Annotated in this window: 15 protein-coding genes; 12 read left to right on the forward strand and 3 right to left on the reverse strand. The window is 61.7% G+C overall.

What is annotated here, in order from left to right; genetic code table 11:
• The first annotated feature begins 172 nt into the window (after positions 1-172).
• From K5Y35_RS18145 to K5Y35_RS18175, 7 genes are all read left to right on the forward strand, one after another.
• Entirely contained in the window at positions 173-694 is a 522-nt protein-coding gene (locus K5Y35_RS18145) for a spore coat U domain-containing protein (RefSeq protein ID WP_123462341.1), read from the forward strand.
• Between the two features lie 104 nt (positions 695-798).
• On the forward strand, positions 799-1,332 hold the full coding sequence (locus K5Y35_RS18150) for a spore coat U domain-containing protein (protein ID WP_222832526.1): 534 nt from the start codon (positions 799-801) through the stop codon (positions 1,330-1,332).
• A 19-nt stretch (positions 1,333-1,351) separates the two neighbouring features.
• Entirely contained in the window at positions 1,352-1,888 is a 537-nt protein-coding gene (locus K5Y35_RS18155) for a spore coat U domain-containing protein (protein WP_123462345.1), read from the forward strand.
• A gap of 4 nt (positions 1,889-1,892) precedes the next feature.
• Entirely contained in the window at positions 1,893-2,393 is a 501-nt protein-coding gene (locus K5Y35_RS18160; protein WP_128614799.1) for a spore coat U domain-containing protein, read from the forward strand.
• Positions 2,394-2,427: 34 nt separating this feature from the next.
• Positions 2,428-3,216: a molecular chaperone gene (locus tag K5Y35_RS18165; RefSeq protein ID WP_222832527.1), complete on the forward strand. Its 789-nt coding sequence runs from the start codon at positions 2,428-2,430 to the stop codon at positions 3,214-3,216.
• Positions 3,217-3,566: 350 nt separating this feature from the next.
• Positions 3,567-5,924, forward strand: coding sequence for a fimbria/pilus outer membrane usher protein (locus K5Y35_RS18170; protein ID WP_222832528.1), 2,358 nt, complete (start codon positions 3,567-3,569; stop codon positions 5,922-5,924).
• The gene (locus tag K5Y35_RS18175) at positions 5,924-6,892 is read left to right on the forward strand and encodes a spore coat protein U domain-containing protein (RefSeq protein WP_222832529.1); all 969 of its coding nucleotides are present in this window, start codon (positions 5,924-5,926) and stop codon (positions 6,890-6,892) included. Before K5Y35_RS18170 ends, K5Y35_RS18175 begins: the two co-directional genes overlap by 1 nt.
• Before the next feature lie 89 nt (positions 6,893-6,981).
• Here the strand turns inward: K5Y35_RS18175 and K5Y35_RS18180 are convergent, their stop codons facing one another.
• Positions 6,982-7,737: an anti-sigma factor family protein gene (locus tag K5Y35_RS18180; RefSeq protein ID WP_222832530.1), complete on the reverse strand. Its 756-nt coding sequence runs from the start codon at positions 7,735-7,737 to the stop codon at positions 6,982-6,984.
• Positions 7,734-8,240, reverse strand: coding sequence for an RNA polymerase sigma factor (locus K5Y35_RS18185; protein WP_128614791.1), 507 nt, complete (start codon positions 8,238-8,240; stop codon positions 7,734-7,736). Before K5Y35_RS18185 ends, K5Y35_RS18180 begins: the two co-directional genes overlap by 4 nt.
• Before the next feature lie 270 nt (positions 8,241-8,510).
• Between K5Y35_RS18185 and K5Y35_RS18190 the strand changes: the two genes are divergently transcribed.
• The 5 genes from K5Y35_RS18190 to K5Y35_RS18210 all read left to right on the forward strand — a co-directional run bounded on the left by K5Y35_RS18190 (position 8,511) and on the right by K5Y35_RS18210 (position 14,029).
• Positions 8,511-10,112 carry an amino acid adenylation domain-containing protein gene (locus K5Y35_RS18190; protein WP_222832531.1) on the forward strand — a complete coding sequence of 534 codons (1,602 nt, stop codon included), beginning with the start codon at positions 8,511-8,513 and terminating at the stop codon, positions 10,110-10,112.
• On the forward strand, positions 10,109-11,443 hold the full coding sequence (locus K5Y35_RS18195; RefSeq protein WP_222832532.1) for a hypothetical protein: 1,335 nt from the start codon (positions 10,109-10,111) through the stop codon (positions 11,441-11,443). The genes K5Y35_RS18190 and K5Y35_RS18195 overlap by 4 nt, the downstream gene beginning before the upstream one ends.
• Before the next feature lie 51 nt (positions 11,444-11,494).
• Entirely contained in the window at positions 11,495-12,259 is a 765-nt protein-coding gene (locus K5Y35_RS18200; RefSeq protein WP_123462363.1) for an enoyl-CoA hydratase-related protein, read from the forward strand.
• A gap of 121 nt (positions 12,260-12,380) precedes the next feature.
• Positions 12,381-13,487, forward strand: coding sequence for a catalase family peroxidase (locus K5Y35_RS18205; protein WP_128615419.1), 1,107 nt, complete (start codon positions 12,381-12,383; stop codon positions 13,485-13,487).
• Entirely contained in the window at positions 13,484-14,029 is a 546-nt protein-coding gene (locus K5Y35_RS18210) for a cytochrome b (protein ID WP_128615418.1), read from the forward strand. The genes K5Y35_RS18205 and K5Y35_RS18210 overlap by 4 nt, the downstream gene beginning before the upstream one ends.
• Positions 14,030-14,176: 147 nt before the next feature.
• Here K5Y35_RS18210 and K5Y35_RS18215 read toward each other — a convergent pair whose 3' ends face one another.
• A complete protein-coding gene (locus K5Y35_RS18215; protein WP_123462369.1) occupies positions 14,177-15,328 on the reverse strand; it encodes a M14-type cytosolic carboxypeptidase in 1,152 nt (383 codons plus the stop codon).
• Between the last annotated feature and the right edge of the window lie 224 nt (positions 15,329-15,552).

Here is a 15,552-nt window from a genome sequence, read left to right on the forward strand (position 1 = left end):
AGTCTGGCGGGGTTGTACAGTAATTTGCAGCGACATTACTGGCGTGTTTGCCAACGTTTCGAAACATATCCCGGGAAAAGCGTGGATCCAATCGACTGGCGGAATCGTCGACCGTTGCTAGTCTGAAACACAGTAACGACCGTGCGAGTGATCGCTGACAAGGAAAAGCGCCGTGAATGTACGTGGGGTCATCGGTCTGCTGGGGGCGCTCGTCGCACCGGTCGAGGCGGCAGATCTGCAGGTCGAAGTGCGTGTCGATGTGCAGCGCGGTTGCCAGTTGATCGGCCAGCAACGCGAGGCGGGCGTGCAACAACTGGGCGTGCTCGACTTTGGCAGCACCGCACGCCTCGACGATCCTGCCGGGCCTTTGGCGGCGGCGCTGACCAATCAGCGTTTGCCACGCCTGGAGTGCAACCCGGACACGCCTTATCAGATGCGCGTCGACGGCGGTTTACATGGCGGTGTCGGTGAGGTGCGCTACATGGTCGGTGCGGCGGGCGGCAAGCCGATTCCTTACCGCCTGTTTCAGGATGCCGCGCGGCGGGTGCCGCTGGTGGTGGATGTGCCGGTCAGTGGCCGGGTGCCCGACAGCGGCACGGTGGAGTTGCCGCTGTATGCGCGGATCGAGCGGCTGGCCGAAGTGCCGCGGGTCAGCCGCTACTCGGATCTGGTCAAGGTGACGGTCACTTGGTGAGCACACGGTTGCAGTCGGCAACCCGCTGGAATGGATTACGCAGGGAAGGGCGTTCGATGATGAGCGCGGTGGTCAAGTCAACCTGAAGGAGTAGGGCGGGCGCAATGGCAGGCAAACACTGGATGGTTCTGGCGGCAGGGACGCTGGCGCTGCTCGCTGACAACGCACAGGCAGCCGTGAGTGGGCAGATTCATGCGCGGCTGATCCTGATCGCCGGCTGCGAGGTGACCCATGCATCCAGTCCCGCCAGCCCGGTCAGCCATCTCGGCACCCTCGATTTCGGTCCTCAGGGGCCAACCTGGAATACACCGATCAAGGCCAGTCTGGATGGCGACAGCAGCGGCAAACTCAATGTGGCCTGCAATCCTTCGGTCACCGGTTTCACTGTCACCATTGACGGCGGCACCCACGGTGACGGTAACACCCGGCGCCTGAGCAATGGCCGCCAGACCCTTCCCTATGAGCTGTTTGTCGATCCCTCCGGCGCCCGCAGCTACAGCATCGGCCAACAACACAATTTCGCTGTCACCAGCGGTGCGCAGATACCGATTCCGGTCTTTGGCACGGTGGTGGCGAATACCCGCGCGGTGCCGGCAGGTGTCTATACCGACACGCTGACGGTGACGCTCGACTGGTAACCCGAAGAGGACGGACACCATGCGCAGGATTGCTTCAACACTCGGTTTGTCGCTGCTGGGCCTGACACTGGCATCCAGTGCCAATGCAGCCACGACGGTCACCGGCCAGATCACCTCCAGCCTGATCCTGATCAGCAGTTGCCAGGTCAATGGCGCCGGCGGCTCCAGCGGGTTGAATTTCGGTGCGTTGAACTTCGGCACCGCCAACAGCCTGTTCACCACCGCCACCGGGCAAGTGCTCGGCGGTGGCGGCGGGGCGCTGTCGATTCTGTGCTCCAGCGGCACCACGCCGACAGTGAAGGTGCGGGCCGGCTCCCATGACGGCATGTCACCGGGTGGTACGCGAGCCTTGTACGACGGGGTGGCCAACTACGTGCCTTACGATCTGTACACCGATGCCGGGCACTCGCAGCTGCTGGCAATTGACGGGACGATCAACCTCGCCGCCAGTACCGGTGTGGCGCAGACCGTGAACATTTACGGTCAGGCGGTGGGCAAGGCCGGTTTGCCGGCCGGGACGTACACCGACACCGTCGCTGTTGAACTGACGTTCTGATGCCATGGGCCGCTCTGGCGCTGTCGCCTTGCTCCTGTTGTGCGCGGGCAGTGCGCCGCTGCCGTTGACGGCGGCCACCAGCCAGAGCTTTCAGGTCAGCGCGACAGTGACGGCGGGCTGCCTGGTGGTGGGCGGGGTGTCGAACTATGGCGGGCTGAATTTCGGTTCGCGCTCGGCCCTGGCCACCGACACAGTGCAGGTGGCCCTGACCGGGGGCGTGCAACTGCAGTGCACACCGGGGGTGACGCTGAACATGAGTGTCGACGGCGGCCAGTACAACAACAGCGGCCGGCACATGCAGCTCAACAGTGGCAGTGCACGGGTGGCGTATGCGCTGTTTCGCGATGCGGCGTACAGCCAGAGTCTGGGCGTTGGTCAGAGTGTGGCGGTGGCGTACAGCGACGCGAACAACATCAGCCTGCCGATTTACGGTCAGGTGCAATTGCCGGGCAATCAGCCTGGGGGGACGTACAGCGATGTGTTGCAGGTGCAACTGTCGTGGTGAGGCGAAGTCTCGATGGCCGACAAGGAGCAGGTTTATGGGGTGTTACACGTCACGGCGGTCGCTGGGGCAGGGCGCGGTAGCGGCGTTGCTCATGATGGGAATGAGTCATGTACAGGCCGCCAGCTCGGTGTTGATCTGGCCCATTGATCCGGTGCTGGAAGCCGATCAACAGGCCAGCGCACTGTGGCTGGAGAACCGCGGCAACGAAACCGCCAACCTGCAGATCCGCGTGTTTGGCTGGAGCCAGAACGGCTTCCAGGAGCAATACCAGAACCAGCGCGACGTGATCGGCAGCCCGCCGGTGGCGAAGATCGAACCGGGGCAGAAACAGCTGGTGCGCCTGACACGGACCAAAGACGTGCCGCCGGGGCAGGAACTGGCTTACCGAATCATCATCGACGAAATCCCTTCTGCTCAACCCCCCGTCGCTGATGGTGGCAAGACTGCCGCGGCGATCCGCTTCCAGATGCGCTATTCAGTGCCGCTGTTCGCCTATGGCGCGGGTCTGTGGAGCAAGGAAGACAGCACCCGCGCGCGCGATCCCAAAGGCATTGGCCTGCCGCAATTGAGCTGGCGCACGGTGGCGGTGGACGGCAAGCCTTACGTGGAAGTGCGTAATCAGGGCGCGGTGCATGCGCGGCTGACCGATGTGGCAATCAAACAGGGCGGGCAAAGCAAACCGCTGGCCGAAGGGCTGCTGGGTTACGTGCTGCCGGGGGCGGTGATGCGCTGGCCGGCACCGAGTGGATTGGCCGGTGATTCGGCGTTGCAGGTGCGGGTCAATGGTGCGACGCAGGTGCAGAGCATTACGCCGGCACGCTGACTTCGTGTGGTGAAGGGGGGATCCGAGATGAAGGCATTTTTCTGAGGTGAGCGAATTGATCTGTGGAGCGAATTGATCTGTGGCGAGGGGATTTATCTGTGGAGCGGATTGATCTGTGGTGAGGGGATTTATCTGTGGCGAGGGGATTTATCCCCGTTGGGCCGCGAAGCGGCCCCGTCCTTTCTTCCATTGAGCCGAGCACCGCCGGGCGACTGCTGTGCAGCCGAACGGGGATAAATCCCCTCGCCACAGATAATCCCGTTGCCACAAGGAATGAGTCACCTCGCAACCCCCGGTTTCGGCAAAGCAATATCAGGAGGATTCAGTCCATTGACGGACGTCAAACGTGTATGAGCCCAGGATGGGCTCGCCGTCTCCAGCGTCCGTTGTGGCTCATGACCGGCGCGTGTTGCCTGGTGTTCGTTCAACCGGCCGGGGCCGGCGAACTACCGCCGCCCCCCAGCGGCATGGAGGCCGTCAGTGATGCACAGTTGTTTCTGGAACTGGTGGTCAACCAGATGAATACCGGGCGTGTCGTGGCCGTGGAGCAGCGTGGCGGGCGCCTGTTTCTGCCAGCCACAGCGTTGCGCGAAACCGGCATGAAATTGCCGGACAACATCAGCGCTGAAGTCGACCTCGACAGCTTGTCCGGGCTGCACAGTGATTACGACAGCGTCGGCCAGCGCCTGCTGCTGGACGTGCCGCCGGAGTGGTTGCCGGAGCAGTTTATCGGCAATCGCGAGGCCTATCCGCGGACGCCGGCGCTGAGCAGTTTCGGCACGTTGTTCAACTATGACCTGTACTTCAACGACACCGATGATGCCGGTACTTACCTGGCCGCGTGGAACGAAGTGCGGCTGTTTGACAGCTGGGGCACGCTGTCCAATACCGGGCAATACCGGCGCACCTTGTCGGGGGATTCGCTCAGCACGCTGAACGATGGTTACCTGCGTTACGACACCACATGGCGTTATTCCGATGACGAGCGAATGCTCACCTACGAAGCCGGTGACGTGGTCAGCGGCGCCTTGCCATGGAGCAGTTCGGTGCGCCTGGGTGGCGTCCAGTTCTCTCGCGATTTCGCCGTGCGTCCGGATCTGGTCACCTATCCGTTGCCGCAGTTTGCCGGCGAAGCAGCGGTGCCGTCTTCGGTGGACCTGTTTATCAATGGCTACAAGTCCAGCAGTGCGCAGCTGCAACCGGGGCCGTACACCCTGACCAATATTCCGTTCATCAACGGTGCCGGGGAAGCGGTGGTGGTGACCACCGATGCGCTGGGGCGGCAGGTGTCGACCACGGTGCCGTTCTACGTCACCAGCAGCCTGTTGCAGAAGGGTTTGAGTGACTTTTCCGTGGCCGCCGGGACCTTGCGTCGTGACTACGCCCTGAAAGATTTCAGCTACGGCCCGGGCGTGAGCGCTGGCAGCCTGCGCTATGGCGTCAGCGACAGCTTCACCCTCGAAAGTCATGCCGAGGCCGCCGACTCGCTGACCCTCGGCGGTCTGGGCGGCAACCTGCGCCTGGGCAATTTTGGCGTACTCAACAGCGCCGTCAGCGAAAGCCGTTTCGACGGCGAGGGCGGTCAGCAGTTGAGCCTCGGCTATCAGTACAGCAATCAGCGTTTCAGCTTTTCTTACCAGCGCCTGCAACGTCACGCTCAGTACGCCGACCTGACTGTGGTCGACAGCCCTTACATCAGTCTCAGCCGCCGTAGCGAACAGGCCACCCTGAGCCTCAACCTCGACCGCTGGGGCAGCCTCGGTGCGGGTTATTTCGACGTACGCGCCGCCGACGATTCGCGCACGCGCCTGCTTAACCTCAGCTGGAGCAAGCCGCTGTGGCGCAACAGCAGTTTCTACCTGTCGGCCAATCGCGAAATCGGCGACAGCAACTGGGCCGTGCAGGCGCAACTGGTGATTCCGTTCGATCTGCGTGGCAGCCTGGCGCTCAGCAGCGAACGCAGCAAGACCGGACAGACCCAGCAGCGCGTCAACTACAGTCGTGCGGTGCCGACCGAGGGCGGAGTGGGGTTCAATCTGGGCTATGCCAAGGGTGACGGGCCGGATTACCGACAGGCCGACGTGACCTGGCGTCTGCAATCAGTGCAATTGCAGGCCGGTGTCTACGGCACCTCCGACGCCGAAACTCGTTGGGCTGATGCCAGCGGTTCGCTGGTGTGGATGGATCGGCAGGTGTTCGCCGCCAATCGCATCGACGATGCGTTTGTCGTGGTCAGCACCGACGGTTTCGCCGACATTCCGGTGCGCTATGAAAACCAGCAGGTCGGCCAGACTGACAAGAACGGTCACTTGCTGGTGCCGTGGAGCAGCGCCTATTACCGCGGCAAATACGAAATCGTTCCGCTCAACCTGCCAGCGAACGTGCGCAGCCCCAACGTCGAGCAACGTATCGCGGTGCGTCGTGGCAGCGGTTATCTGCTGGAGTTTGCGCTGACCCGGGTCAGTGCCGCGAGCATCGTTCTGGTCGACGCGCAGCAGCGCGAACTGCCGCTGGGCGCAGGCGTGTTGCATGACCAAAGCGGCACGCGCACGGTGGTCGGTTGGGACGGACTGGTGTATCTGGAGAACCTGCAGGCGCAGAATTCGCTGCAGGTGACACTGGCCGACGGCAAGATCTGCCAAGTGCGGTTCAGCGTCGATCTGAATCAGGACCAGGTGCCGTTGATTGGCCCGTTGGTGTGTCAGTGATGGCCGCGCGGTTGTGCCTGTGGTTGATGCTGTTGCTGCCGGGCGCGGCGCAGGCGCTGTGTTCGGTGGTGGGCACCACGCCGGCGGCCTTCGGCACGATCAGTTCGATTGCCGTGCGCACCGTTTCGCAGCCCAGTTCCACACTCAATGGCGGATTGAGTTGCACCGGTTCGCTGTTGGCGCTGTTGACCAGCAGTGATCATTTCTGGGGCACGGTGTCCTCGACGCAAAGTGGGCTGGTCGGCCCCACGGGTGACGTCATCAGTTACACGATCTACGCCAACAACAGCACCAGTTACCCGCTGACGCGCGGCACCGCCTTCGACTTTGCGCGCAATGGCATTATCGACGCCCTCGGCCTGCTCAACGGCACGACACCGAAAACCGTGCCGTTGTACCTTGGCACGACCATCGGCAGCAATGTGGCGGCCGGGGTGTACACCGAGACCCTGAGCATTTTCTGGAACTGGAATTACTGCTCGGGCATCGGCATCGGTTCGGTGTGTATCGGTCGCGACATCAACAGTGGCACGACGACGTTGACGGTCAACCTGACCGTGTCCAACGATTGCACGATCACCGCGCCGAACATTGCCTTCGGCAGTGCACCGGTGGTCAGCGCTTTCACCCCGGTCACCGGGCAGACCATCAACCTGGCCTGCACCAAGGGCAGCGCCTACACCGTGGGTTTGAGCGACGGGCAGAATCCGCTCAGCACCGGCGGGCAGCGGCGGATGATTTCCGGGAGTAATTATCTGGCCTACGACATCTTCAAAAGCGCCGGCAGTACCCGCTGGGGCAGCGTCGGCGCGGCACGGCGGGCGAGCACCGATGCCGAGGTCAATCCTGGCAACGGGCTGGGCACGGGCAGTCAGATTTTCAATTACAACGCGAAGATCTACACCGACCAGACCACGCCGCCGGCGGGGACGTATGTGGACAACGTGGTGCTCGACGTGGGGTTCTGAGCAGACACGGATTTCTCCTGGGGAGTAGACAGTGTGGCTGATCCGACGCCATCGCCAACAGGTCGGCTCCCACCGGTTTTTCGGCATTTTCAGAAGGATTGGGACTGCTTGAGCAATGAAGTGGCCGGAGTGTCGACCGGGCTGACCATCGCATAGTTGTACCCGCCGCCCGACCAGTATTGGGCCTGCAAATCCCCGTCACTGCGGCTGCCCCGTGGCAAAAAGGTGTTTTTCGGTCCCGGCGGGCGCACATAGAAACTCACCTTGTGCCCGCCACCGTCCTCATAGATCACCATCGCCGCCGGGCCCTCATCGGTGCTGAGCAGTCGCCCGCTGACCGGTTGAAAGCCTGCTGCCGTCAGGTCCGGCAGACGGCTGGCCCGGGCGAAATAGCGGTCGAGCCAGCGCTGCATATCGCCGTTGTCAGCCACCTTGTAGTCCGCCGGCAGCATGCCTTGCTGGGCAATCAGTCGATACGCCTGCAACGCGTCGGTCATCGGTAGCAGGGACGGGCGCACAAGGGTCATTTCCCGCGCCTGCCAGCCACTGAAACCGCCAATGCCCACGGCCATCAACAAGACGGCGGCGCTCGCCAGGTGCTGCTGCGTCTGGCGCTTGCGGCGCTGCCGGATCATCGCCGGGTCGAGGGCCGGATTGGCCGGTTGCAGCAACGCCCCCCCCAGCGCCGCCCGCAATTGCTGGGCATCCTGTTGCCAGGCGCGAACCTGGGCCGCTTGATCCGGGTGACTGGCCAGCCAGGTGTCCAGTGCACGCCGGTCGGCGTCGCTGAGCTGGTGGTCGACATAAGCGTGCAAATCACGCTCGCTGGGAGGCAGGCTGATCATTTGAGTATCCGCAAAGAAGGGCTATTGATTTCGCCGTCGCTGAGGAGGCGCAAGGCCTGGCGGGCACGGGACAGACGGGACATCACGGTGCCGATCGGGGCGTCGAGAACCTCGGCGACCTCTTTATAAGTCAGGCCTTCCACCGAAACCATGAGCAGCAGGGCGCGTTGCTCGGTGGGCAGGCGATCAAAGGCTTGCAGCGTCGATTGGGCGATGACCGTGCGTTCGACCGAAGGTTGGGCATCGTCCCGGCCGGTAAAGAATTCGAGCATCCGCGCATAGCGTCGGGAGCGCCGATAGGCATCGAGAAACTGCCGGTAGAGGATCGCAAACAGCCAGGCACGCACATCACCGTCGGCGCGTTTGTCGCCCCAACTCGACAGGGCCCGTTCAAGGCTCGCCTGGACCAGATCGTCGGCGCTGCTGCTGTTGTGCGTCAATGACACGGCAAAGCGGCGCAATCTGGGGATGAGTTCACGCAGTTGTTCGTCGAGTGCGTTCATGCCGAAGTCTTCATGGAAGGTAATGCTCTGAGGCGCAAAAAACAGCGTCGGGAAGCAAGACGCTCCTCGTCGAAGGTTATTCCAGAGAAGGTGCTGTAAATCTTTTTCCTTTGCTTTGTAGGATAGTTCGTCGCGATTTGTAGTGCGTGTAATGGTTTTCGGATTCCCGGATCAACCCGTTTGAAAGGCGCGTTTCCCGACGGTGCAGCCAATGCCCCCGACGGACGTGACCACCAAAAATGGTTGAAATCAGAAAACGGGAGTTTCCTCATGCAAGCGTTCGCGATATCTAGCCGGTCCCTACGAGGCTTTGCACCCGAGGTGACCGTTGAGCCCAATCCCTGGCAGCGTTTCGGTCGAGGCCCGCAAGTCGCGCCGGAGGCGCCATTGATTCATCGCGCAATCGAAGCGCAAGCCGTTGAACGGCCCGAAGCTGTCGCGGCGCAGCATCAGGGCCAGTCCATCACTTACGGCGAGTTGAACCGCCAGGCGAATCGGCTCGCAACGACGCTGCTCGAACACGGTGTATTTCCTGGCGACCACGTGGCGCTGTTTGTCGAGCGCTCGATTCCGATGCTGGTGGGCATGCTGGCGGTGTTGAAAGTCGGCGCTGCTTACATTCCTCAACACGTGAGCATTACTCCCGCTGCGCAGTTGCGCCACATCATGACGGTCGCCCGGGTGCGGGTCGTGCTGACTCTGTCTGAGCTGGCGCAGGCGATTCCCCTGGACTCGGAGCAACAGTGCATTCATCTGGATGAAGTCATCCGTGCTGACACCGTGGCCGAAGACGAACTGAACATCGGTGGCGCAACGTCGTCAGCGGATTCACTGTGTTTTGTCCTGTTTACCTCGGGCACCACCGGACTGCCCAATGGCGTGCGCGTGACCCAACGCAACGTGTGCAATATTTTGCTGACCAGCCCCGGTGATCTCGGGATGCGCCCGGGGTTGAAAGTCGGCCAGATCCTCAACATCGCGTTCGATATGGCGGCCTGGGAAGTACTGGGTTGTCTGGCCCACGGTGCAACCCTGCTGATCCGGGGCAAAGACATCGCGCAGACCGCTGAACACTGTGATGTGCTGATTGCGACGCCGTCGATTCTCGCCACCCTTGATCCCGCCCGTTGCACCCAGGTGAAAGTCGTCGCTCTGGCGGGTGAACCTTGCCCGCAACCGCTGGCAGATCGCTGGGCGAAATTCTGCACGTTTTACAACGCCTGTGGGCCCACCGAAACCACCATCGTCAATACCATGCAGCACTATCGGGGTTCGGGGGCGCTGACGATCGGCAAGCCGACGCCCAATAACACGGTGTATGTGCTTGATGAAGCAGGGCAACTGTGCGGACCGGGCGAGCAGGGTGAGATGTGGGCGGGCGGGGATTGTGTGACGGCGGGTTACCTGGGCAATGCTCAATTGACTCGCGAGCGGTATCAGCCCGATCCGTTTCTGGGCCAGGGACGCATGATGTTTCGCACGCGTGACCTGGGGCGCTGGACCGCAGACGGTGAGCTTGAACATCTGGGGCGTGTCGATGATCAGGTCAAGGTCAGAGGCTTTCGGGTTGAACTCGACGCGGTGTCGGCGGCGCTGGAGTCCGCGCCGACCTGCGAGCGGGCGGTCACGCTGAAGCTCGACAGTCGTCATCTGGTGGCCTTCGTTTATCCCGCCAGTACAGATGTCGATGCAGCGCGTGCCTGTTGTGAAGCGCGGCTTGCCTACTATTGCGTGCCGTCGTTGATACTCGCCGTTGACGAGATTCCGCTGACGTCCCGGGGCAAGGTCGACAAGCGTTTGCTTCTTGAGTGGGCAGTGGCGCATCAGGCCGAACAAACAGACGGCGGGCAGCCAGTGCGGGTGCAGGCATGAGTGCGCCACAGGTGAACATCGTCCTGCCTGCCCGGCGGCCACTCTGGCAACGTCTGGGAACCCTGCCGATGTTCTCGCATTACAACCGTCTGGTGGTGTTAGTGCTGGCCTGCAACATGGCCGTGCTGGTGTACGGCATCAAGGTCGGGCAGTGGTGGTCCACCGCCGGTGTGAATTTGCCGATGTTGTCGGCACTGGTGGTGGCGAATCTGTCCCTGGCGATACTGATTCGTCAGCAGTACCTCATCAATCTGTTGTTCTGGCTGGCCACCCGGGCGCCCACGACCTGGCCGTTGGCGGTTCGCCGGTCGCTGGCCAAGGTTTACCACTTCGGCGGCCTGCACAGTGGTGGCGCAATGGCTGCGATTGCGTGGTTTGCCCTGTTGTTCGGTTCGATGATCTGGCAGCGGCTCGAAGGTCCGGGGGGCGTTTCGCTGACGCTGATCGGGCTGAGTGGCGGGTTGTTGGGGCTCCTGTTACTGGTGGCAGTCATGGCGATGCCAACCTTGCGCGGGCGTTTTCATAATGCGTTCGAACGCACCCACCGTTTCGCCGGGTGGGCCGCGTTGGCGATGTTCTGGGCAATGACGCTGGTCTCTGCGCGGGAACAGGATCGCGCGGCTGCGCTGAACGATGTACTGGCGCAGTCCGCCTCGTTCTGGATGTTGCTGCTGGTCACGACGAGCATTGCCTTGCCGTGGCTGCGATTACGCAAAGTGCCAGTCAGCCTCGTGCGGCCTTCGTCGCATGCGGTGATAGTGCGTTTGGAACACCACACCCCGTTTGCGGGCTCCGCCACGGCGATCAGCCGTAATCCGCTGTGGGAATGGCATTCGTTCGCCAACATTCCCACACCGGGAAAGGAGGGTTTCCGCCTGATCATTTCCCGGGCCGGCGACTGGACCGGGGCGTTCATCGAGCAGGCGCCAACACATGTCTGGGTCAAGGGCATCACCACGGCCGGCGTGGCGCATATCGAAACACTGTTCAAATCGGTGGTGTATATCGCCACCGGCAGCGGTATCGGACCGGTGTTGCCCCATTTACTCGCCAGGCAAGTGCCCATCCGCCTGATCTGGTCGACCCGCAGTCCGAGAGCCACGTATGGCGATTCGCTGGTAGACGAAATCCTCGAGGCCCAGCCTGATGCGCTGATCTGGGACACGGATGTGTCCGGCAAACCCGATCTGCTGACATTGGCCTATGCCGCCGTGCAGTCGTTCGGCGCTGAAGCGGTGATTTGCATCTCAAATCAGCGGCTGACTGAACGTGTGGTCGAAGAAATGGAAGCGCGTGGCATACCGGCCTACGGCGCCATCTGGGATTCCTGAGCTCGCGGCGACTGTTTTCCTCCCGACACTTTTTACCGACATGAGATGAATATGAATCTGTTGATCGAAAGACAGGGCCGAGTCGTGTTGATCCGGCTCAACCGCCCGCAAGCCCGAAATGCCCTGAACACCGAAATGATGCGTGAACTGTTGGAAACCCTGCACGGGCTGGACACTGATCCGGGCGTCGGGTGCTTCGTGATTACCGGGACCAAGGATTACTTTGCCGCCGGCGCCGATATCAAGGAAATGCATGAAAAATCCTGCCTGGACATGATTGAGCAAGATTACTTCGCCGGATGGGATGCCTTTGCCCGGCTCCGGACGCCGAAGGTGGCTGCTGTCGCGGGCTACGCCTATGGCGGTGGTTGTGAGCTGGCGATGATGTGTGACCTGATCATCGCCGCCGAGTCCGCGACGTTCGCCTTGCCGGAAATTACCCTCGGGGTGATGCCGGGCATGGGTGGGACTCAACGGCTGACGCGCCTGATCGGCCGGGCAAAAGCCATGGACATGATCCTGACCGGGCGTTCGATCAGTGCTCGGGAAGCGGAACAGGCGGGGTTGCTGTCGCGGGTGACGGCCGCCGATCAATTGCTTGAGCAGGCGCTGGCCGTTGCGCAGCGCATCGCCGGGTTTCCACGAACGGCGACATTGGCAGCCCGCGAAGCGGTGGATCGAGCGCTGGAGTCGGGGTTGAGCGATGGCATCCTGTTCGAGCGCAGAGTGTTTCATGGCTTGTTTGCCACCCCGGCGCAAAAAGAGGGCATGCAGGCGTTTCTGGAGAAGCGCGAACCCCGTTTTGATCAGGTGTAGCCTGCCTGCACGCGGCATCACACGCAGAGCCATGAAAGAAACTACAGTTCAAAGGGAATAACCCTACGAGACGGGCGTCTTATAGCACCTTCCCCTATGGCCATTGGCCCTGGAGTCTTTCATGGTTGATCCCACCTCACCCCACGCTTCTCCGCCTGGCAGGCCGCAGCGCCCGCCCTTGAGTGCCGCGAGCCTGCTATTTCGACTGGCCGGCATTGCCGTTGTGGTCGGCGCTGTAGCCGGGGCGTTTGCCTACGTGCACGGTAACTTTGAGCCACAACGGCTGACGCCCAAGGCGTTGGTCGATGTGCTGGAGAAAAACAACGGCGTGCATCCCGGTTTCCGCCGCAATCACGCCAAGGGCGTGTGCGTGATCGGGCATTTTGAGAGCAGCGGTGAGGCGCGCGCGTTCTCCACGGCGCAGGTGTTCAACGATCCGCGGACCCCGGTGGTCGGACGTTTCGCCTTGCCGGCGGGCAATCCCTATGCGCCGGACAACAGCGTGCCGATTCGCAGTCTGGCGTTGCGCTTCACCCAGGCCAACGGTCAGCAGTGGCGTACCGGGATGAACAGCATGCCGGTGTTCCCGGTGGGCACGCCCGAGGCGTTCTATCAGTTGCAACAGGCGCAGTCGCCGGACCCGGCCACCGGTAAACCGGATCCGGCCAAGGTCCCGGCGTTCTTTGCCGCGCACCCGGAGGCGGTGCCATTTCTGACGTGGATCAAGACCGCCAGGCCGTCAGCCAGTTACGCCACTGAAACCTACAACAGCGTCAACGCGTTCTATCTGGTGGATGCCAGCGGCAAGAAGCAGGCCGTGCGCTGGAGCATGAAACCGTTGGCCCAGGACACGGCGGGCGCGACCGCGCCTGAGGGCAGCGATTTTCTGGAGAAAGACCTGGTGCAACGCCTGGCCGCGGCGCCCCTGCGTTTTCAGTTGAACATCACCCTGGCCAATGCCGATGACCCGGTGAACGACGCCAGCAAAATCTGGCCCGAGGGGCGCAAGGTGTTGAACGCCGGCACCCTGGTGCTGGAGAAAACCCAACCGCAGTTGAGCGGCGAGTGCCGTGACATCAACTATGACCCGCTGGTGCTGCCAGCCGGTATTCAAGGCACCGACGACCCGCTGCTCGCAGCACGCTCCGCCGGTTACGCCAATTCCTACCTGCGTCGCACCAGCGAAGTCAGCCAGTTGCCCGCCGCCAGACAGGAGGCTCGTCCATGAGCACTCAACCGACACATTTCGCTTTGTTGGCGCGGCTGCTGCACTGGTTGATGGCGCTGATGATCATCGCGATGCTGTTTATCGGTGCCGGTATGGTGACTTCGGTTTCCGAGCGGCATGAATGGCTGATTCATCTGCACAAACCGTTGGGCATAGCGATTCTGGCGCTGGTGATTGTGCGCTTGCTGGTGCGCATTTCCACTCGACAGCCGCCATTGCCGGCGGATCTGCCGGGTTGGCAAGTGATGGCGGCGAAGGCATCGCACGTGCTGCTCTATGCCTTGATGCTGGTGTTGCCGTTGCTCGGCTGGGCGATGATCAGTGCATCGGGCGAACCGGTAATGCTCAGCACCACAATGCAACTGCCGTCGATCGTGCCGGCCGATGCGCAGCTGTTTGCGTTATTGCGCAAGGCCCACGGGTATCTGGCGTATCTGTTGTTCCTGACAGTGCTGTTGCACCTGGCGGCTGCGCTGTTTCATGGCTGGGTGCGCCGCGACGAGGTGCTCGACAGCATGTTGCGCGGACGCGATCGCGGCTGATGTGTCGCAGTGGCGCATTGTGTCGATGCGCCACTTTTCAGGGGCAGCCACCCGTACCCCACAGCGGTTGTGCGTTGTACACGTTACCCGGGAACTGCCCTGAAGATCGCAGACGCGCTGCGATCTTCAGGGCACGCGGGGAGGGGGTCAGCGCAAGATATCGACCATGTCGGCGAGGGTGGTCAACACGTCTTTACCCAGTTGTTTCGAGCGTTTGCCCGACCAGCCAGTCAGCGGGTTCGGCGCATCGTCGTGGTCCTTGAATGGCATTTCCAGGGTCTGCGACAGGCAATCGTATTTTTGACCAACGGCGTTGCACGCCAGGGTCATATTGGCCTGGCCCGGTTCGTCGCGGGTGTAGCCGTATTTGGTCTGGAAATCTTTGGTGGTGCGCTTGAGGTGCGTGCGGAAATGCTCTTCAAGTTTCTCTATCCGTGGCGTGTATCCCGGATTGCCTTCGCTACCAGCGGTGAACACATGGGGGATTTCTTCGTCGCCGTGTACGTCGAGGAACATGTCGACGCCGTACTTTTCCATCTGCTGTTGTACGAAAAGTACCTCGGGGCTGAGTTCCTGACTCGCGTTCTGCCAGGCGCGGTTCAAATCCTGGCCCATGGCGTTGGTGCGCAAGTGACCGTGGAAGGCACCGTCCGGGTTCATGTTCGGCACCAGATACAGGTCGGCGCTGGCCAGCAGCGTGTTCAACACCGGGTCGTCGTGGCGCTCCAGGCGCTCGATCACGCCTTCCATGAACCATTCGCCCATGTGTTCGCCGGGGTGTTGTTGCGCGATGATCCAGACCTTGCGCTGGCCTTCGGCGCCGCTGCCCTTGCGCAGCAACTGAATGTCGCGGCCCTCGACGCTTTTGCCGGTGGCCAGCAGTTCGGTGCCAGCCTTGGTCTGCGCTTGGTCGATCAGCCAGTCATGGCGACCGCGGCTGTAGGGTTCGAAGTAGGCGAACCAGGCGTGCGTCTGCTCGGCTTCGAGGCAAAAGCGCAGGCTGTCACCTTCAAAACTGGTAGGAATGCGGAACCAGTTGACGTGGTCGTAGGACGCGACGGCCTGATAGCCGGTCCAGGCCTTGTTGTAAGAGGACTGGCTGGCGTTGACCAGGCGAAACCAGTGTTCTTGATGAACATGCAGGCCGCTGGCCTTGAAGTGAAACCACTGGAAGTGCGGGCTGCGAGTGTCCGGGCGAATGGCCAGGACCGGATTGAGCGGATTGGAGATGTCGATGACTTGAATGTTGCCGCTGTCGAAATTGGCACTGATATCGAACGAAGATTTGGCCACGGTCATAATCGTTTCCTGAATATGATTTTTATGGCTGTTACTTTACACGCAAGCTTGAAGTGAGACCGAGAGGATTTGCAGGGCTGTAGCGGGGGGCGTCTTCCATGACGCGAATGCAGCTTAGAGACTGTGTAGTTGATTCTCAAGTGCTAATTATCTGAAGTTTGCCCCAATGTGGCCGGGCTTCGCTTGCCAACCGATATTCTTTTGATATTATCCGCGCCATCGAA

It is taken from the genome of Pseudomonas sp. SC3(2021) (assembly GCF_019856535.1).
Lineage (GTDB): Bacteria > Pseudomonadota > Gammaproteobacteria > Pseudomonadales > Pseudomonadaceae > Aquipseudomonas > Aquipseudomonas monsensis.